General features: G+C 32.4%; 15 protein-coding genes and 7 pseudogenes. 15 read left to right on the forward strand and 7 right to left on the reverse strand.

All coding sequences use genetic code 11. The features are described 5' to 3' along the window. From ACSG5Z_RS23160 to ACSG5Z_RS23185, 6 genes and pseudogenes are all read left to right on the forward strand, one after another. On the forward strand, positions 1-635 hold a 635-nt coding region (locus tag ACSG5Z_RS23160), incomplete at its 5' end, for an HNH endonuclease signature motif containing protein (RefSeq protein WP_435712210.1). A gap of 108 nt (positions 636-743) precedes the next feature. Further along, a pseudogene (locus tag ACSG5Z_RS23165) lies at positions 744-1,820 on the forward strand (NlpC/P60 family protein); the annotation flags it as partial. Positions 1,821-1,836: 16 nt separating this feature from the next. Continuing rightward, positions 1,837-2,412 (forward strand): hypothetical protein, encoded by a 576-nt coding sequence (locus ACSG5Z_RS23170; RefSeq protein ID WP_435712211.1) that lies wholly within the window; start codon positions 1,837-1,839, stop codon positions 2,410-2,412. Positions 2,413-2,576: 164 nt separating this feature from the next. Then, positions 2,577-2,960, forward strand: coding sequence for a hypothetical protein (locus ACSG5Z_RS23175; protein WP_435712212.1), 384 nt, complete (start codon positions 2,577-2,579; stop codon positions 2,958-2,960). Continuing rightward, positions 2,951-3,256, forward strand: coding sequence for a DUF2325 domain-containing protein (locus tag ACSG5Z_RS23180; RefSeq protein WP_000426064.1), 306 nt, complete (start codon positions 2,951-2,953; stop codon positions 3,254-3,256). Before ACSG5Z_RS23175 ends, ACSG5Z_RS23180 begins: the two co-directional genes overlap by 10 nt. A 92-nt stretch (positions 3,257-3,348) precedes the next feature. Further along, positions 3,349-4,029, forward strand: coding sequence for a CPBP family intramembrane glutamic endopeptidase (locus tag ACSG5Z_RS23185; protein WP_435712213.1), 681 nt, complete (start codon positions 3,349-3,351; stop codon positions 4,027-4,029). A 455-nt stretch (positions 4,030-4,484) separates the two neighbouring features. Here ACSG5Z_RS23185 and ACSG5Z_RS23190 read toward each other — a convergent pair whose 3' ends face one another. Further along, the gene (locus ACSG5Z_RS23190; RefSeq protein ID WP_435712214.1) at positions 4,485-5,630 is read right to left on the reverse strand and encodes a DUF418 domain-containing protein; all 1,146 of its coding nucleotides are present in this window, start codon (positions 5,628-5,630) and stop codon (positions 4,485-4,487) included. Between the two features lie 39 nt (positions 5,631-5,669). Next, on the reverse strand, positions 5,670-6,152 hold the full coding sequence (locus ACSG5Z_RS23195; RefSeq protein WP_435712215.1) for a thioredoxin family protein: 483 nt from the start codon (positions 6,150-6,152) through the stop codon (positions 5,670-5,672). 875 nt (positions 6,153-7,027) lie between these two features. On the opposite strand from ACSG5Z_RS23195, the pseudogene ACSG5Z_RS23200 reads away from it, so the two are divergent. Beyond that, positions 7,028-7,261: pseudogene (locus ACSG5Z_RS23200) on the forward strand (Tn3 family transposase); the annotation flags it as partial. A gap of 101 nt (positions 7,262-7,362) precedes the next feature. On the opposite strand, the gene ACSG5Z_RS23205 reads toward ACSG5Z_RS23200, so the two are convergent. Continuing rightward, the gene (locus tag ACSG5Z_RS23205; RefSeq protein WP_435712216.1) at positions 7,363-8,220 is read right to left on the reverse strand and encodes a glycine betaine ABC transporter substrate-binding protein; all 858 of its coding nucleotides are present in this window, start codon (positions 8,218-8,220) and stop codon (positions 7,363-7,365) included. A gap of 247 nt (positions 8,221-8,467) precedes the next feature. Between ACSG5Z_RS23205 and ACSG5Z_RS23210 the strand changes: the two genes are divergently transcribed. The 3 genes from ACSG5Z_RS23210 (at position 8,468) to ACSG5Z_RS23220 (ending at position 11,024) form a co-directional block, all read left to right on the forward strand. Next, positions 8,468-9,673, forward strand: coding sequence for a quaternary amine ABC transporter ATP-binding protein (locus tag ACSG5Z_RS23210; protein ID WP_435712217.1), 1,206 nt, complete (start codon positions 8,468-8,470; stop codon positions 9,671-9,673). After that, positions 9,666-10,496 carry an ABC transporter permease gene (locus tag ACSG5Z_RS23215; RefSeq protein WP_002144230.1) on the forward strand — a complete coding sequence of 277 codons (831 nt, stop codon included), beginning with the start codon at positions 9,666-9,668 and terminating at the stop codon, positions 10,494-10,496. The genes ACSG5Z_RS23210 and ACSG5Z_RS23215 overlap by 8 nt, the downstream gene beginning before the upstream one ends. Positions 10,497-10,742: 246 nt before the next feature. After that, positions 10,743-11,024: an ArsR/SmtB family transcription factor gene (locus tag ACSG5Z_RS23220; RefSeq protein WP_435712218.1), complete on the forward strand. Its 282-nt coding sequence runs from the start codon at positions 10,743-10,745 to the stop codon at positions 11,022-11,024. 388 nt (positions 11,025-11,412) lie between these two features. Here the strand turns inward: ACSG5Z_RS23220 and ACSG5Z_RS23225 are convergent, their stop codons facing one another. Next, a complete protein-coding gene (locus ACSG5Z_RS23225; protein WP_435712219.1) occupies positions 11,413-11,787 on the reverse strand; it encodes a hypothetical protein in 375 nt (124 codons plus the stop codon). Positions 11,788-11,990: 203 nt separating this feature from the next. On the opposite strand from ACSG5Z_RS23225, the pseudogene ACSG5Z_RS23230 reads away from it, so the two are divergent. The 3 genes and pseudogenes from ACSG5Z_RS23230 to ACSG5Z_RS23240 all read left to right on the forward strand — a co-directional run. Then, positions 11,991-12,548, forward strand: a pseudogene (locus ACSG5Z_RS23230) (recombinase family protein); the annotation flags it as partial. A gap of 84 nt (positions 12,549-12,632) precedes the next feature. Next, a pseudogene (locus ACSG5Z_RS23235) lies at positions 12,633-13,513 on the forward strand (Rpn family recombination-promoting nuclease/putative transposase). Between the two features lie 506 nt (positions 13,514-14,019). Further along, a complete protein-coding gene (locus ACSG5Z_RS23240) occupies positions 14,020-14,445 on the forward strand; it encodes a DUF4879 domain-containing protein (protein ID WP_064472726.1) in 426 nt (141 codons plus the stop codon). Positions 14,446-14,592: 147 nt separating this feature from the next. On the opposite strand, the pseudogene ACSG5Z_RS23245 reads toward ACSG5Z_RS23240, so the two are convergent. Continuing rightward, positions 14,593-14,808, reverse strand: a pseudogene (locus ACSG5Z_RS23245) (hypothetical protein); the annotation flags it as partial. A 90-nt stretch (positions 14,809-14,898) separates the two neighbouring features. On the opposite strand from ACSG5Z_RS23245, the pseudogene ACSG5Z_RS23250 reads away from it, so the two are divergent. Then, positions 14,899-15,020, forward strand: a pseudogene (locus ACSG5Z_RS23250) (recombinase family protein); the annotation flags it as partial. Between the two features lie 698 nt (positions 15,021-15,718). Here ACSG5Z_RS23250 and ACSG5Z_RS23255 read toward each other — a convergent pair. Next, positions 15,719-15,922, reverse strand: a complete 204-nt coding sequence (locus ACSG5Z_RS23255; protein ID WP_044784723.1) for a cold-shock protein — start codon at positions 15,920-15,922, stop codon at positions 15,719-15,721. A 352-nt stretch (positions 15,923-16,274) separates the two neighbouring features. Here ACSG5Z_RS23255 and ACSG5Z_RS23260 point away from each other — a divergent pair. Then, positions 16,275-16,634 (forward strand): annotated as a pseudogene (locus ACSG5Z_RS23260) (recombinase family protein); the annotation flags it as partial. Positions 16,635-16,931: 297 nt separating this feature from the next. On the opposite strand, the gene ACSG5Z_RS23265 reads toward ACSG5Z_RS23260, so the two are convergent. Next, positions 16,932-17,231: a hypothetical protein gene (locus ACSG5Z_RS23265; protein WP_222655919.1), complete on the reverse strand. Its 300-nt coding sequence runs from the start codon at positions 17,229-17,231 to the stop codon at positions 16,932-16,934. Positions 17,232-17,644 lie beyond the last annotated feature (413 nt).

The following is a 17,644-nucleotide window of genomic DNA, read 5'->3' on the forward strand; positions in this document are numbered from 1 at the left end:
CCCATATTAATAAAGATTTAGACCAAATGAGTTGCCATCTCATAAGAACACTCTATAACCGACTGAGGCGAGATTGGAAAAGAGCCACTAAGCACGATATGTCATCCACTTTGAGAAAAAGGTATCGGAACTATAATCCGAAACTCTATAAAATTCAAGATATTGTACTAATCCCGATTCATGCACAAAAGCATAAATCAGCAAGGAATTTTACCCAATCTATTTCAAATTATACCGAAGAAGGTAGGGCGGAAATTCATGATACCTTGAAAGCTATTGATAAAGAAACACTTAGACATGTGCAACGATTTTATATGAATCATCGAACCGTAGAATATAACGACAATCGTATTTCAAAATTTATAGCACAGTATGGAAGATGTGCAATTACTAAACAGGAATTAGGTCTAATGGGTTGGCACTGCCACCATAAAATTCCGTTGGAATTTGGCGGGAAAGACGACTATGAAAACCTGATAATTGTGCTAGAAGATATACATGTCGCAATTCATCATGATGATTCAGAGAAGGCAAAATCCATCTTAGCCAACTATGAAATAGAAGAAGAAAAGAAGAAAAGGTTCGATAAGCTAAGAATACTTGCGAATCGAGCACCTATCTTCTCTTTAATATAAAAGTTAGGTCAATTGAATCAGATGGAACGCCGTATGAGGGGAAACCCTCACGTACGGTGTGAAGTGGGGGAAAAGGTGAAGATAACTTCAAATCCTTACCTATCACTATTTGGCTCAGGTTTCATTAGCTATGCATTAGCAAAAGGTGGTTATTCAGAGGAAACAGCCATTGAATTCTCAAGAAGTAAGGCACATTTAAATCCGGGTGGTTGTTCTGATCCTAATAACTTTCGAACCAAAGTTGGAGCGTGTTATGGGGATTATACCTACGTTACCAAAGTTTTTAAATTTTACAAAAATTTAGGTTGTGTGACGTCTGGAGATGGTGAATGGATTTCTGATAAAGGTTGGAAATGGCCAACGAAATCAGGTCGTATTACAGATACATTTGATGCGGTTCGTAATGGAAAACAACATAATGCAGTAGATATTGGAGCGATGACCGCCGGAAAAGCTGGAGACCCTGTGTGGTCGATGGAAGTTGGTATTGTAACGAACCAAACCGGAAATGTAAATGGTGGTGGTTTAGGTATTTATGTAGACCATGGAAATGGCATTGTATCTCGCTACTTACACTTGAGTAAAATATCAGTTTCACCAGGAACCATGGTAACAAAAGGACAAATAATTGGGGAGATGGGCGGTTCTAACTATAATAAAGATACTGGTTTACTTAATATGAATGGATACGCTGTCCATTTAGACTTCCAAATTCGTATTAATGACCAACCAACGGATCCAATGAAATTCTTTAAGAAAAATGATGATCCAGGATTATCATCAGATGGTTCTCCTATTATGACGAATGACAAAAGACAAAAGGTATTAGCAGAAGCCAAAAAATGGCTAGGTCAAGGAAAAGTCAGATATGTATTAGGAAATCGTAATCCACCAGGTGGTACTTCAGATTGCTCAGGATTTACACAGTATGTCTTTAGAACAAGTATAGGTGTACAGCTTGGGGATTGGACAGGTGCTCAAGTCGGACAAGGTAAACAAGTACCAGATATTAATCATGCCCAACCAGGGGATCTTATATTCTTTGAAAACCCGGGACATGTTGCCATTTATATGGGGAATCAAAAAATGATTCATATTGGTGATAATAAAGGTGTACAAATTACAGGTCTAAACTACACAGCAAGAGGTCAACATATGACGCAAATTCGTAATGTTATAGACTGATTTAGGATGTGGGAAAATGAAGAAAGTAATGAATGTGTTAGCGAATCTTCCGCAAAAGTACATAGTGATACTTGGAATCATTGTGCTAGTGCTAGGTGTTGCTGCTTATAATACTGTGCATCGTTACATGATGAAATCACAAGAGCAGAAGGAAGAACAAGTAAATCAAGATGAGATAGAGATGCTTGGAGATAAACCAAAGGGATTTGATACAAAAGAAGAGGAATATATTGCGAAAACAAAAACAGTAGAAGATTTACTACGAAAAATTTCTAATAGTAGCTATGATGTTCCTTATTTGTTTACAAAGGCTGGATTTGGTATCGAGCCAATGAAAATGACAAGTAATGAGCGTATGCTTGCTACAGAAGCTGTTCAACGATATTTTCTAAATGGAGATAAATTTTACAATGCTCGTATTGTAAAAATAGAACGTGGAAAAAAAGTAGATACGTACTACATCGAAGTTCAAATTCAACAAGTGAATTTCCTTGAACCACGTCAATTTAAAATACAAGTAAATCGATATGCGCAAATTGTAACACCGATTGAACAAATACCACACGGACAAGAAGAAGTACCTGTTGATTAATTGAAAAATGAGGGTTGTGTAAATACAAACACAGCCCTTTTAAAAAAATTAAAGAGTACCTAAAAACATTTATTGAATATTCATAATTTTCTTATATAATAAAGTCATGGTTAAATGAAATTTATATATATTATTGAAATGATATAGATGTGGAGGTTAAAACAATGAGATTATTATTTGGAACAGCAGCAAACTATTTTGCTGGATACTCTTCAGGTAGAGGATCGGGATTTTTAGGGACATTATTCGGATGGGCCTTATTAGTGGGTAGTGGATACTTGTTAATTACCAATTGGGACAGTATTACAGTTTGGATGCATGGTTTAGATATTGTAACAGGATTAGATGGGTATGAAGACATGAGTAATGGATTTATATTTATCTGCTTGATTGTAAGTGCTTTTATCTTCATGCTATTGTTACCGGTTTTCGTAATTGTATTAATAGTGGGTGTGGTATTTTTGAATATTGTCATTTGTACAATCGTATTATTGGTATCACCAAGTACATATAAAAAAAATAAAGATGTGGAGAGTGAATGGAAATGAGTACAATTCTAGTTTTAGGTGGTTCAAATGGTAGAACATTAGAGAAATTAGCGAAAAAAAGAGATTGTCAGGTGATTTTTCATGATGGAAAAAATCATGGTGGTGTAAAGAAAACGTTTCGTAGTGTCATAAAAAAATGTGATGTTATTGTAGTACAGAAAGGTGCATGTGGTCATGTGTCTATTGATGTAGCAAAAGAATACGCAAAGAAGTATGATGTCCCACTTTTATTTAATCAGGGTTTTGGAGGAACAGGCGCGTTAGAGATAGGGTTAAAGCACCTGCAAGCAGCCTAAATGCGTTTGTTAGCAAACGTTTGTTTTATTATCATATAATCAATATATATACAATAAAAATGTAAATAGAAGTGAAAGGCGAATATCATAACATGAATAATAGCATACATAAATCAGGTTATATCATACTCATCTATTTTATAATGACTCAATTTGTTGGAATTATAGGAGTGCAATTGCTAGTGAAGACAGGCTGGTATGATATTCAGGGAAACCAACAGCAAGCAATCCAACAACTTCTCGTGCATTGGGAACTAATTGGATTTTCACTTACACTAATAATCATTTTTCTTATATATAATAAAGAATTAATGAATGATCCGAAGTTATCGATTAAATTATCAAGAAATTCATTCGTATGGATTTCATTTGGAATCATTTCAATATTTCTTGCACAGATGGTTGGTAGTATGTTAGATAAGAGTATATTTCAGTTAACTACGCAATCAGCAAATACGTCTAGTACAGTCGCTGCTGCAGCAATATCTCCTGTGGCACTTGTTTCAATTGTTCTTCTTGCACCGTTAGTAGAGGAGTTTGTTTTTCGTTACGCGGCCATAAACATTTTAATGTCCAAGTTTAAGCAAACTTGGAGCATATTAATAAGCTCATTGTTCTTTTCTATCATGCATTTTGATTTTTCATTTATATTTGGATATTTTCTAATTGGAGTTATACTAGCTTTAGTATATGTGCGTACCAATAGGTTACTATTATCATTTGTTGTTCATGCTAGTATGAACTTAATTGTTGTTATACTCCAGATTTCTTGATGAAAAAGCAACGGATTCGTGCAATTTACTAGTGGTTCAGTTTTTTTATCTTTATGAACTTTAAATTTATGGTAATATTAATAGGACTACATTTGAAAATGTGGGTTCAAGTTGCTGTATTGACTGAATTGCACCAAAAAAACCAATTCCATTACACGGGAATTGGTTTTTTTGGTGTGTGTTTTGTTAGCATAATGATTGACGGCCTAAAGGAGAGTTGTTTCTTTGTAGTTTAGTATAACTTAAATGAAAAGAAAGCACAAAATAAAATGATGAATATTTACATAATTTTAAATTCCAACACAAAACTGTAAATATATGGTTTGTAATGAATGATGAAACACTCTCCTATGTTTCTAGTGATTGTATCTTTTATCTGTTTTTGGTGCGAAATCTGTTGAAAGATTTTGCACTTTTTTATTTATTGCTAATAGGATCAGAATGATATAGTGCCCCTATTTCTTGTAAACTCCTTTTCTCCATACCCATTCAATAGGGCCATAACGGAAATATTTATTCCAAATCTTGCTGAATATAATTTGTACAAATATAATTAAAAGCCCGAAAATACATAGTTGCCAGTAATATACGTGTGAGACATCTTTAAAGTACAACGAAAGAATGACAAGAGTTAGTATGCTTTGGCTAATGTAATTCGTTAAAGCATACTTACCTACGTTCATAAAGGGTTGCAGCCACTCTATATATTTTTTATTCTCACAAGCTCTAAGTAGAGTACAAATATAGAATATAGCTAGCGTTTTCCCTCCAAATAGAATCCATAGTTGTACATCCTGAGAGTAATAAACATCCGTTTTTATAAAGTAGTAGATAATAGGACAAGAGAGAAGACATGAAATGCATAACGAAATCCACTGTAAAAATCTAATTTTCTTTATTAATTCCGGTACCCTTTTAAAAATATTTTTCTTACCAGCCCATAACCCTATTAAAAATAAGCCTATATATTCCGGAATTCCTATTAGTAGTTGTTGGGATTCCTCTGTCATCAGAAAGAATAGACGCGCTTTTACTTGTTGCAAATAATGTGTAAATAGATTTACCGTGTGATTGGTAGAGTTGCCTGTAAACATATATTGATAGTAAGTTGGCACTTCAGGAATAGAAGAACTTGCTCGTAAAAATACAATAATATGTAATACATAACTAACCATTAGGAAACTACAACCAGCTATAAAAATAAGCTTAGTAGATCGCTTATAAAAGAATAAAAGAATAAATCCAGCTATAGCATACGCATGTAGAATATCTCCAAACCATAGAAAGGTGAAGTGGAGTAAACCGAAGACTAGTAAAATACACAGTCTCCGGGTAAATAGCTTATACATAGGATATCCTTTTGCTTCTGTATTTTTCATAAAGATATAAAATCCTACTCCAAATAAGAATGCGAAAATAGTGTAGAACTTTGCTTGTATAAACAAATCTACTAAAAAACGAATCGCTTTATCTGTACCGGTGTAACCTGCCTGATTAAAGGGATCTAGTCCCGTCATAGTGGGTAGATTCGCAAAAAGGATACATAGTATGGCGATACCTCTTATTATGTCTAAAGAATGAATACGGGCGTTTTGTTGCATGTTAATTCTCCTTTCTTACAAAGAAAAACGAGCACTATACTAGCTAGCGCTCGAATTACGTCTTGCAAAGAATCCATCATATGTAGCAGCTGAAACAGCTCCTTCTAGACGTTCAACTTCTTCACCTCTGTTATAAGCTACAATAACTGGAGTACCCGGAATGTCGTACTCTTGAAAGGCACTTTGATTTTCTGGTGTAGAGATATCAATACGATAGATGGTTCTATCATGTTTTTTTGACATACTATTGATATCTGGCGCAGCCTTTTTACAATAATGACAGGTAGGTTGATAGTAATACGCAATGAACTCTTCATGGGATTGTATTTTTTGCTTTAATTCTTCTTTTGAAATATCTTTTAAATTTTCAGGTGCTTCTTTTACATTTGCAGCAGATACAATTGTTTTTTCTGGTGTTATAGTTTCTGTTTTGACTGATTCATTTTTAGTTAAAGTAAAGATCGCGATACAAGCAACGCATAAAGTTGTAAAAACTGCTCCAATTTTGTAGACTTTTTTCATAGTAAATTCCTCCTTAAAATAAAAAAAGGACAAACCTCGCCCGAGTTAACAGGGCGTAAGGTTTGTCCTTCACGCTACGTACAATAGAGTATAAACAATGGAAACAAATTTTCTATCTTTATAATACCATAAGATTCATATAGAAGGCTATAAGAATTTTAAAAGAAATACAAAGGAATAACTTGATTCATATAATTTCATGTACCAGATTGTATATAAAAAATTAAACACCCCACAGTGATAAGAGGAATTAGTACATTTTGATACCTTTTGGGATAGTGTGATAAAGATATAAAATTTGAATTAAGGGTACAGCCGAGATACGTGTAAAAATAGGTTATAGTGATACATTTTTTACCAAACTTTATTTTCGCTTGATATTTGCAACATAAATGTTCCTTGTTGTTACAGTTTAGTCTCTTACGGATGTGGTATAATATGGTTAATTCTGTTTGTAAAAAGGAGAAATGTTTAATGGGAATTTTTACAGCATTGTTAGCAACTAGCTCTATTTTATTATTAGCTTGGGTTGTAGGTGAAAGGGAAAAACAAAATCAAAGATAATATTTTATATTTATGGGTAAGTATAATTGTTAAAAAAGCTGGCATTGTGAACTGCACCCCTAAAAGTTAGACACGGTTATTTCATTGATCCAGCTTTTTCTTTTTTATTTTTGAATCTATTATCATACAACCTAATCACACAATTGAAATTAAGTGTTTTCAGTAACTAACCAATGAATGATTAGGGCTAACCCATAATAGACAAATTACTTAATAAAAATAGACGAAACTATATTTATAAGATCCATAAATTGCACCTGGAAATAAGAGTAAGCCTATGACCTATTTTTACACGTATCTCGGTCGAACCCCATCTAGTTGCGGATTGTTTAATTTTTTATAATGTATTTCAACTAACACAAATTCTTCATGAATATATCCAAGAAGGCAATAAAATTGATGCGGACGTATTATCTGATTTAAGTCCGTATGTAACATTTCATGTGAACCGATTTGGAAAATATAGATTAGATTCAAATCGCCGTCCACCAGATATTGAATTTGATATAACTGTATCGCTTCCTCCAAATGAAAAGGCAGGCTAATCAAAAGAAAGAGAAATGATTATATGAAAACATCACTTCTCTTTCTTTGTATTTACGAGTGGTTCCAAAAAGAAGGAATGGTTGCCGTACCCCATAAATGATTACTTTTTCATCCATGCATCTACTAATTTTTTATTCTTTTTTATCCATTTTTCAGCGGCCTGTTCAGGGTCATTCGATTCATTAATCATGGTCATCAACGTTCCGAGTTGCTCATCGGTCATGTTCCAGTTATTAAAATACTTTATAAGCTCTGGATAATCTTTTTCAAATCCTTTACGAACAGAGTAATAAATATCATCTTTTTCTCCATACACCTTTTTAGGATCTTTTAAATATTTAAGATCAAACTCTGAAAAAGCCCAATGTGGATTCCATAATGTTACTGCAATGGGTTTCTTTTGACTATATGCTTTTTTTAATTCACTCATCATAGCGGCTTCTGAAGATTGAACAAGATTTAGCTCTATCCCATATTTGTGTATCGCTTTATCTGTTAAGCCCATTAAACTGCTGCCAGGTTCAATACCAATGATTTTATTGTTGAATTTATCCTTATTTATATTCAAATCCTCAATACTATTGATATCTGTCATGTATGAAGGAACAACTAAACCAAGACCAGTACCTTTATACCACGCTGATTTTATTTCAACATCATCCTTATATTTTTCATATAATGGCTTATCAGTAATTGGTAACCAGACCTCTAAGTTGGCATCCACATCTCCTCGTGCTACTCCGGTCCAAACAGCTGCCTTTTCTAAATATAACAATTCAACTTTATAGCCCTTTTGCTCAAGTAATACTTTCCACATATTTGCGGTAGCTATGTTTTCTTTCCAACTCGTTACACCAATTTTGATTTTGCCCTTTGCATTACTGTTCACACCACTACAAGAAGTAGTAATTATACTAATTAATAATAGTATGCACAGAAGCCATATTTTTTTCTTCATCAAGCTCCTCCTAGTCTCTATGATTAGATATTTCTTCTTTAATTAACGCAGAAAATTATTTCAGTAAAGCTAAATACTTTATAATTATAAATAAATATTTTATAATTATAACTATCAATAATATAAACTAACTATTACTAGCTTAACAAAAAAATAAAAAAAAGTCTTTGATGAACGATTGTAATGTACTATTTGGTTTAAAAATAGTTACAGTATTTGTATAGAGTCAAAGAAAAGGAGTGAAAGAATGAAAGAAACGAAATTACGTGTTGAAAACGTTACAAAAGTATTTGGAAAGAATCCTTCTAAAGGAATCGCTTTACTAGAAGAGGGAAAAAGCAAAGCTGATATATTAAAAGAAACTGGTATGAATATTGGCGTGAACCAGGCAATATTCGATGTTTATGCTGGTGAAATATTTGTCATTATGGGATTATCCGGTAGTGGGAAATCTACACTTGTTCGTATGTTAAATCAGTTAATCAAACCGACTTCTGGCCATATATATATTGATGGTGAAGATATCGCAACAATGGGAAAAGAATCTCTTCGAAAAGTAAGAAGAAACAAAATGAGTATGGTATTTCAAAAATTCGCCTTATTCCCTCATCGAACGGTTTTACAAAATGTTGCATATGGTTTAGAAATACAAAAAGTATCAAAAGAAGAACGAGAAACAAAAGCGTTAGAATCTCTAAAATTAGTAGGTCTAGAAAACAATAAAGATAGTTATCCGGAACAACTTAGCGGTGGTATGCAGCAGCGTGTTGGTATCGCAAGAGCACTAACAAATAATCCAGATGTCCTACTGATGGATGAATCATTTAGTGCTTTAGATCCGATTATTCGAAAAGAAATGCAAAATGAATTATTAGAACTGCAAGATAAAATGAAAAAAACGATTATTTTTATTACACACGATCTAGATGAAGCACTCCGAATTGGTGATCGTATTGCTTTAATGAAAGACGGAGAAATTGTTCAAATTGGAACACCAGAGGAAATTATGGTGAGTCCTGCAAATGAATTTGTAGAGCAATTTGTTGCTGATGTAAATTTAGGAAAAGTTTTAACCTCTGAATCCATTATGAAAAGACCGGAAACCTTATTAATTGATCGCGGTCCACGTGTTGCACTCCAAATCATGAAAAATGCTAGTGTTTCTAGCGTATATGTAGTGAATAAGAAACATGAGTTTTTAGGTGTCTTAACTGCTGATAATGCTAGTAAAGCTGTTAAAAGACAGGTTCCGATAGCAGATTTATTAGTAACAGACATTCCTCCTGTTTATTTAGATACTCTATTAGAAGAAATGTATATAAAAATGGTTAAGGCAAAGTTACCTCTTCCTGTTCTAGATGATAAACATAGATTACGAGGGATAATAAAGCGTGAAAGTATTATTCAAGCTTTAGCAGGAAATGTAGAGGATGAGGTGAATGATAATGAATAGTATTCCACGTATTCCTTTAGGAGAATGGGTTGATACACTTGTTACAAGTTTGTATCAGCATTTCGAAGGGTTTTTCAAAGGATTTTCTTTTATTATCGGAGGATTTGTTGATTTATTAACAAATCTATTAATATTTATCCCAGCCATTATTTTTATCACAATCACATGCCTATTAGTTTGGTACACCTCCCGTAAAATTTCACTTATAGTATTTTCTTTAATTGGATTTCTGTTTATCCTTAACGTTAACTATTGGGAACAGACCATGCAAACACTAGCGCTTGTCTTGACGTCTGTTATTATCTCTATCATTATAGGTATACCAATTGGGATTTTGGCATCTCAGAACGAAAGGTTTTCCAAATTTTTAAAACCAACTCTTGATTTTATGCAAACAATGCCTGCATTTGTTTATCTTATTCCGGCAATTACATTCTTTGGTGTTGGAGTAGTACCAGGTATTATTGCATCTGTTATTTTTGCAATGCCACCTACTATTCGCTTTACTGAGTTAGGGATTAGGCAAGTACCAGAAGATTTAATTGAAGCAGCTAATGCCTTTGGTTCAACATCGTCACAGAAACTATTCAAAGTACAGCTTCCACTTGCAACTGGAACAATCATGGCTGGTGTAAATCAGAGTATTATGCTTTCTCTATCAATGGTTGTCACTGCATCTCTTGTCGGTGCACCAGGTCTTGGCGTAGACGTTTATCGGTCGGTTACACAAGTTAATATAGGTATGGGCTTTGAAGCAGGCCTTGCTATTGTAGTAATTGCAATTATATTAGATCGAATTACACAAGGTTTTCATAAAAAATAATTATAATGTACATACTAAAAGTTATCATTTGAAACCGTGAGAAATTTATTGCTTAAAGCTGGTGCAAGTAAGGTAATATTAGTTGGTATTATCCCTTTTAAGTAGACAGTGTAAAAAGACTACATTCTTAATGTGGAATGTTACACTATACTTGAAGGGATATTTTAATGGCAAAAAAGAACAACATTTCAAAAATATGCAGAGACATTTAAAAGGAAAGAGAAAAAATATGGAGGATAAACCAAAATGAATGATTTTCATATATATGAAGAACAAGCGGATGTACTTAGAAATATTGCACACCCTGTCCGACTTCAATTACTTCAGGAACTAATACGAAGAGGTGGTTGTACTGTGACCGAACTATATCATATGTTGAAAATTCCCCAAGCCACTACTTCTCAACACCTTGCAAAATTGAAAAGAGCTCGTATTGTGAGAAGTATTAATCAAGGAACAGTGAAAACATATCAGGTATGTCATAAACAGATACATCCAATTATTAATATCTTAGTGAATACGAGATAGACGAAGAGTAATTTCAATTTCTATTAATGTTTCATGAAGTACTGGATATCTAACCACATTAGTATGGTGATGGTTTATTTTTGATAATTAAGAATAGTCAGTATTGATTGTATCAATTTACTATATATTACATTTATGTAAGTATTGTTATAAGAGAATTTTTTAAAACTTTCCCCTAATAAAGTTTTGAAAGAGTTGTCTCAGTATTCTCCATGTTGTAAATATGCCAAGAAAAGAGAATCCATTTGGGTTCTCTTTTTCTTTTAAATTTGAGTCCTTAACCTCAAATTTAAAAGACGCATTAATAATTGTGATAATTTAACAGAAAAATCAGCTTAACATACAGCAAATACAAAAAAGACCGGATATAATATCCGGTCTTTACTTATTATTGATTAATTGGATTTTCACAATATTTCTTTCCAATTGCACTTGCCATATCAATTGCCCTTTGTAGAGTAGCGTGTTTAGAACTAAAATCATAAGGCTCAAATCCAAATTCTTCATAAATTTCAAAGGAGATGCTTGTTACAAGTCTATACTTTGAAGGGATAGCTTCATTATCAATTGTTAAATGGAAATCATAACGATCATCAAAACATAATAGTTTAACTTTGAATGTATTATGTGTGCTTGCTTGGCGAAATTGATAATACTCAACTGGATATAAATAATCACCTTCATTTTTGTAGTTAAAGTCTTTAAAAAAAATCTTAATCAACGCCCCTCGTGTGTTTTTTTGGATATTTCCTATTTTTATCATAAACTCTTACCTATTACAAAGTACATAATTATTAGATTTATTATTTATATTTTTTTCAAAAACGATGGTTTTTGATAATCATAAAACGAACAAAATTTAATCTTTACAAATCGCTTAACTACGTTATCAAAACTATTATCAAAATCATATTAATTTTAACCCCCCTTTATGATAAAATTATCTTGTAAAGGTTAGGTGATTTCATGAATTCATACATTTATGGCTACGCAAGGGTAAGTACTCAACAACAAGATTTGATTCGTCAACTAGACATGCTTCAAAATTATAACTGTACTGAAATTTTAACTGAAAAAATAACAGGTACGAAAAGTGATCGTCCAGAGCTTACTCGATTAAAAGATAAAATTAGACCAGGTGATACATTAGTTGTTGAAAGCTTTTCTAGATTAGGAAGAAGTACCAAAGATTTAATTGAACTTGTTGATTTTTTTGAGAATAAGGGAGTTAAGCTAATTAGTATCAAAGAGCAATTTGATACTAATACACCTCAAGGGAAATTGATGTTAACAGTATTTCAAGCATTCAGCCAGTTTGAAAGAGACTTAATTTCTCAACGTACTCAAGAGGGACTTGAAAGTGCAAGAGCGAGGGGGAGAGTGGGTGGACGTCCTCGTGTTAAGGATAGCTTCATTCAAAGGGCATTAAAGTTATATGATTCTAAAGAATATAGCATACAAGAAATTGTAAACATGACAGGTATTAGTCAGGCTACGCTTTACCGATACATACGAAAAAATAAATAAACTGAAAAAGATGAATTTGCTTATATAAAGAATTACATTATAAAATAGTAAGAAGAATAGAAAGACAGGGAGAGGAAACCCATGTCCACAAAATTAGTAAATTTACGTATTGATTTCGCTTTTAAACAGTTATTCGGAACGAAGAGATTTTAACTGGATTTCTAAACGCTATCCTAGAAGAATCTTTAGATGTACCTATTGTATCTCTACAACTAGAAGATCCACATCTTCATAAATCTTATGAAGATGATAAGTTATCCATATTAGACTTATTAGCAACATTAGACAATGGCACGCAAGTGAATATAGAGATACAGCTTCGAAATACACATGATATGGTCAAGCGATCTTTATATTACTGGAGTAAACTCTATACGTCCCAAATGCAAGAAGGGATGCCGTATCGTTCGCTACGCAAAACAATTACCATTAACTTATTAGATTTTATATTATTCTCGCAGGATGATTCATTTCATACCGTAGGACAATTATGGAATCCCAAAAAGAAACAGATACTAAGTGATGATATTGAAATTCATTTTGTAGAAATTCCAAAATTGGTCAAACAATGGCATGAAGAAAAAGTAAATCCATGGGAAAATGTATTTGTTCGCTGGATGTTACTATTATCAGCACATGAAGATGAACATTTAACTCAAACATTGGAGGAGATTGCAATGAATCAAGATCCAATTTTACAAAAAGCGATGAATAAGTGGGAAAATATGAGCCATGACTCTTCTTTCCGAACAGCTTATGAAGCTCGTGAAAAGTTACTTCTAGATGAGCAAGCTAAGTTAGCACATGCTCGAGAAGATGGCTTAGAGGAAGGCATTGAAAAAGGTATTGAGAAAGGGAAAATTCAATTAATTCGTGGTATGCATAAAAATGGTATGCCATTAGAAGACATTGCAAAATTCACAGGTCTAAGTACAGAAGAAATACGAAAATTACTATTGTAATATGTATTATTACAAAAACTTTGCGAAAAATATCGCAAAGTTTTTTATTTAGTCCTTTAAACATCAACTCCTTAAAATATTTTCCCTTTTTTAGACAGTTTACTTTTAATTTATATTAGTGTGATTTTAAAGTAAGTTGTACCGTTTGTAAAAAGTTTGATTAAAAATCCTGTATAAGGCCTCACCATACATGTCCATCAATTTAAGAAATGTATACACCCAAAAAACAAAAAAATGAGCTGATTTCTCAAGATAACTAACTGTAGAGAAAGAGAATTTTCATTTAGGGGGTACTTCAAAACCTTAGCTTGATGGCGATGGGACGTTATCCCATTAAGGAGTTTTTTATATTGAAAGCAACGGATATATTATTATACATGTCAATCAATATGCTAAATTACATATCTAAAAAAGTATAATTTGTTAACAATTTCAAAATAATGATTATCCTTATAAAATTCTGTTAATATCAAACTTGTACCTATATAAAAGAAGGGGATGTTTATATGTTTAAAAAAGTTATATTAGGGATATCATCATTAGCAATGGCATCGGTAGTTGGTTTAGGAATGGCATCGGAGGCATCTGCAGGACCAGCGGCACCTCTAACTTCTTTAAGTGTAGTGAAAGTAGAGTCACAATTGGGTGGGGTTGAATACATTAATCCTAATAGTTTTAGTACAACTAAAGATCATGGGGGAAGTTACTTATATGTTTACACAAAAGAAATAGGGTATGGCCAGTTTCCTTTTGCGAAAATGAATGGATTTGATGTGAAAAGTATTGGTTCACAAATAATTGGTGGTAATCCTATTGTAGGTTGGGAATATAAATGGGATGCATCAAAGCATCAAGAAGGGACTTTTGAATATCAAAAGACTTCAATAAACTATCCAAGAGATACGTGGCGTACTTCGCTATATATTAAATAATTAGTTTTATATATTCCTAGCATAAAATCCCTGCACCTTGTGTGGGGATTTTTTCATAAAGAAAAGACACCCTAAGGTGCCTTCCTCCGACTTGAACCACTTTACTTTTAATAATATGTATTGGACTTCTGTCCAAATACAATTTTATCATATTTTCCGCAAAATGAAAGTGCATTCATTAGCCTGCTTAATGGTTTTATCCATAACTTCTTTATATGTATTAAACTCTTTAGTTTTTATATCAACATTTATCTGTTAAAGGAAATCGCCTTTAGCATATATAGGAAAGAATATTATTGGAGCTGAGTTTCCAGGCTCATCATAGTACTTTTTAGCTTTCTCTAAATCTTCTTTCTTACTAAATAGGGTAGTGACAGGGTAGTTGTCATAGACCGCAAAATAAGTAAGGTTGAACTAACAGTAGCATTAAAACCATCTATTATCATAATTAATATAGAAGAAACTTATTCTAAATGGAAAAGTGGGGAATAACAGCTATTATATTTATGGAAATGTTAGAGCTAAAGAAAAATACGTTTTATAAAATAATGAAGGAATATGAGAGAAAAAAGTAGCATCTTTCCTATGAAAAATCCAACTTTTCCCTGGCTGTAAGAATCCTGGAGTTTTTGCACCAGAACAGTATTATATATCGAGAAAAATAAAAGACAACTCTAATTAAGAGCTGTCTTTTTGTGTAATAAATTTTAAAAAATCTGAAGATATAAAAACGAATATAATACGTTATGGTTATTATTATAACAAAAACGAATAGTATTTTGAATAAAAAAATATTTGAATGAGCTTTTGGGATTTTTGTTAACAATGTTCAAAAATAAACTTTTTGTAAAGGTTTTCTTTGAATATAATTATTTATTTTTAAAATATAATCATGGTTATTGTATTTCAATGGTTTCCTTATAAACCTTAGCTATATATTTAACAAATCAATGACGGGATAGTGTATGAGTGAACCCATGCCCATCAACTTAAGGAATGTAAACACCCCCAAAACAAAAAATGAGCTGACTTCTCAAAATAACTAACTGTAGAGAAAGCGAATTTTTATTTAGGGGGTACTTTTATGCTAGAAAAAAGGCTTAGAAGTTGAGTAGCTCAAAAATTAAATTAGGATAATCCGTAATTATATGCTAGACTTGGTTAACCATTTGATTTACTGTTTTCATGTCCTTTACGAGTGGGGGGGGTTTGTTTCACAGAAAAAAGAAAAGCAGACTCCCATCAAAGAGCCTGCCTTCCCCACTTTGTAAAATTAAGCAGCTTTACGTACGTTTGAAGCTTGAGGTCCACGTTGACCTTGCTCCAAATCAAAAGTCACTGCTTGACCTTCTTCTAAAGTTTTGTAACCTTCGCCTTGAATCGCTGAGAAATGAACGAATACATCGTCTCCACCTTCACGTTCGATGAATCCGAAGCCTTTTTCGCCATTAAACCATTTTACATTACCTTTTTCCATTTGTATTGCCTCCTAGTGTGTAAACACACACAATGTAATACTATCCTTGCTCTCAGTGATCATAAAGGTGAAAAGTTACAAATCCTTTACACCGAACAAAAATAATTAATTTTAATAATAACATTTTTTGTAATAAATGTCAAGGTGAAGAAACGACATTAAGCTCACTATTTCTTTATGATAATCATTGACGTATATGGGGTATGTGTAGCAATGGAACAAAATCACGCAACAAACACTAGCGGACATTCATTTTAAGGGTTATTTCGTATATTAGTGGACATAAAATAGCCATTTTGAATGACTTGATGTCCATTAATGCTTGTTGCTTTATCCTGTTCCATTGCTATACATACCCCTGTTAGAAAATGAAACTTTATTCGATAGCCGTAAGTTTCGTGAAATGTGTGACATGGGTCGGTTGATTGAAGATCAATTTTTATCTTTGCTTTCCTATGTTGCAGATCAAGAACGTAAAAAAATTCATCAGAGACAAGCGGAGGGAATTGCTGTAGCTAAATCTCAAGGGAAACATTTAGGACGTCCTCAGGTAAACCTTTCAACCCTAAGCAAACAACAAATGCATATAATAGTAGAAACTTATTCTAAATGGAAAAGTGGAGAAATAACAGCTATCATGTTTATGCAAATGTTGGAGCTAAAGAAAAACACGTTTTCTAAAATAATGAAGGAATATGAGGAAATAAAGTAGCATCGCTACTATGAGAAATCCTACTTTTTCTCTGGTTGTAAGAATCTTGAAGTTTTTGCATCAGAATAGTATTATGTATATCGAAAAAAATAAAAGACAACTCCAATTAAGAGTTGTCTTTTTGTGTAATAAAATTCCCAAAATATGAAGATATACAAGCGAATATAATACGTTATGGTTGATATTATAACAAAAATCAATAATATTGTGAATAAAAAGAATATTAAGATTATTTTTGGGGTTTTAGTTAAAAATCTTCGAAAATAAACCTTTATAAAAGGTTTATTTTAAATATGATTATTGTATTTCGAGGGGCTCCTTATAAATCTTAGCTATATATTTTACAAAATCAATGACGGGATAGTGTATGAGTGAACGGTGCTGCGTAAAACGAACCCCTGCTTTTTCCATTTTCGAAATGAGTTGTTCAACTTCCAACTCTTTTTTTTGTATTCTATTATAATTTTGATATACAATGTTTTTCCATTGATAGGAAGAGCCGTGAAAATAACTCTCTCCTTTTACCATGTGACTAAATATAATTTCTATTTTTTCTCTACGTTGTTTTTCCTTCATATGCGCTTCCGTTGACTGCATGTTTATCGCCTCTTCCCTTTGTGTTGTATACTGTTTCACAAAATTCGGTCTAAATTATCATAGTCAATGTACATTGTTCTTGTTGGGAATTGTCGTTTAAGGCTATCTCATCAACTGTACTTGTTTTTCAAGCGCTTAATCTAATAAATTTGATCTTACATCTAAATAAGTTGATAGTGTGTATAAAATACTATCAATCTTTATTATAAAACGATTCTATATAGGCATGCACCTTTTTACACTCACCAAGATTTACAACATGACGAGTATGTTCATCCATGAATGTTATCCTCAGTATCCCTTTTTATATGAAAAAATCATATAAAAACATAGCGCTCTTAAGGAGTTTTTTTACAAATTTATTATGTTGGACTTAAAAAAAGGAAAGTAATATTTATTTGTAGAAAATTTTT

It is taken from the genome of Bacillus pretiosus, from assembly GCF_051294775.1.
GTDB lineage: Bacteria > Bacillota > Bacilli > Bacillales > Bacillaceae_G > Bacillus_A > Bacillus_A wiedmannii.

Excerpts from the sequence above, each read along its gene's own strand:
- ACSG5Z_RS23225 (WP_435712219.1), bottom strand. The coding sequence starts at position 11,787 with ATGATAAAAATAGGAAATATCCAAAAAAACACACGAGGGGCGTTGATT.
- ACSG5Z_RS23190 (WP_435712214.1), bottom strand. The coding sequence starts at position 5,630 with ATGCAACAAAACGCCCGTATTCATTCTTTAGACATAATAAGAGGTATC.
- ACSG5Z_RS23220 (WP_435712218.1), top strand. The coding sequence starts at position 10,743 with ATGAATGATTTTCATATATATGAAGAACAAGCGGATGTACTTAGAAAT.
- ACSG5Z_RS23195 (WP_435712215.1), bottom strand. The coding sequence starts at position 6,152 with ATGAAAAAAGTCTACAAAATTGGAGCAGTTTTTACAACTTTATGCGTT.
- ACSG5Z_RS23210 (WP_435712217.1), top strand. The coding sequence starts at position 8,468 with ATGAAAGAAACGAAATTACGTGTTGAAAACGTTACAAAAGTATTTGGA.
- ACSG5Z_RS23240 (WP_064472726.1), top strand. The coding sequence starts at position 14,020 with ATGTTTAAAAAAGTTATATTAGGGATATCATCATTAGCAATGGCATCG.
- ACSG5Z_RS23265 (WP_222655919.1), bottom strand. The coding sequence starts at position 17,231 with ATGCAGTCAACGGAAGCGCATATGAAGGAAAAACAACGTAGAGAAAAA.
- ACSG5Z_RS23180 (WP_000426064.1), top strand. The coding sequence starts at position 2,951 with ATGGAAATGAGTACAATTCTAGTTTTAGGTGGTTCAAATGGTAGAACA.
- ACSG5Z_RS23170 (WP_435712211.1), top strand. The coding sequence starts at position 1,837 with ATGAAGAAAGTAATGAATGTGTTAGCGAATCTTCCGCAAAAGTACATA.
- ACSG5Z_RS23215 (WP_002144230.1), top strand. The coding sequence starts at position 9,666 with ATGAATAGTATTCCACGTATTCCTTTAGGAGAATGGGTTGATACACTT.
- ACSG5Z_RS23255 (WP_044784723.1), bottom strand. The coding sequence starts at position 15,922 with ATGGAAAAAGGTAATGTAAAATGGTTTAATGGCGAAAAAGGCTTCGGA.
- ACSG5Z_RS23185 (WP_435712213.1), top strand. The coding sequence starts at position 3,349 with ATGAATAATAGCATACATAAATCAGGTTATATCATACTCATCTATTTT.
- ACSG5Z_RS23205 (WP_435712216.1), bottom strand. The coding sequence starts at position 8,220 with ATGAAGAAAAAAATATGGCTTCTGTGCATACTATTATTAATTAGTATA.
- ACSG5Z_RS23175 (WP_435712212.1), top strand. The coding sequence starts at position 2,577 with ATGAGATTATTATTTGGAACAGCAGCAAACTATTTTGCTGGATACTCT.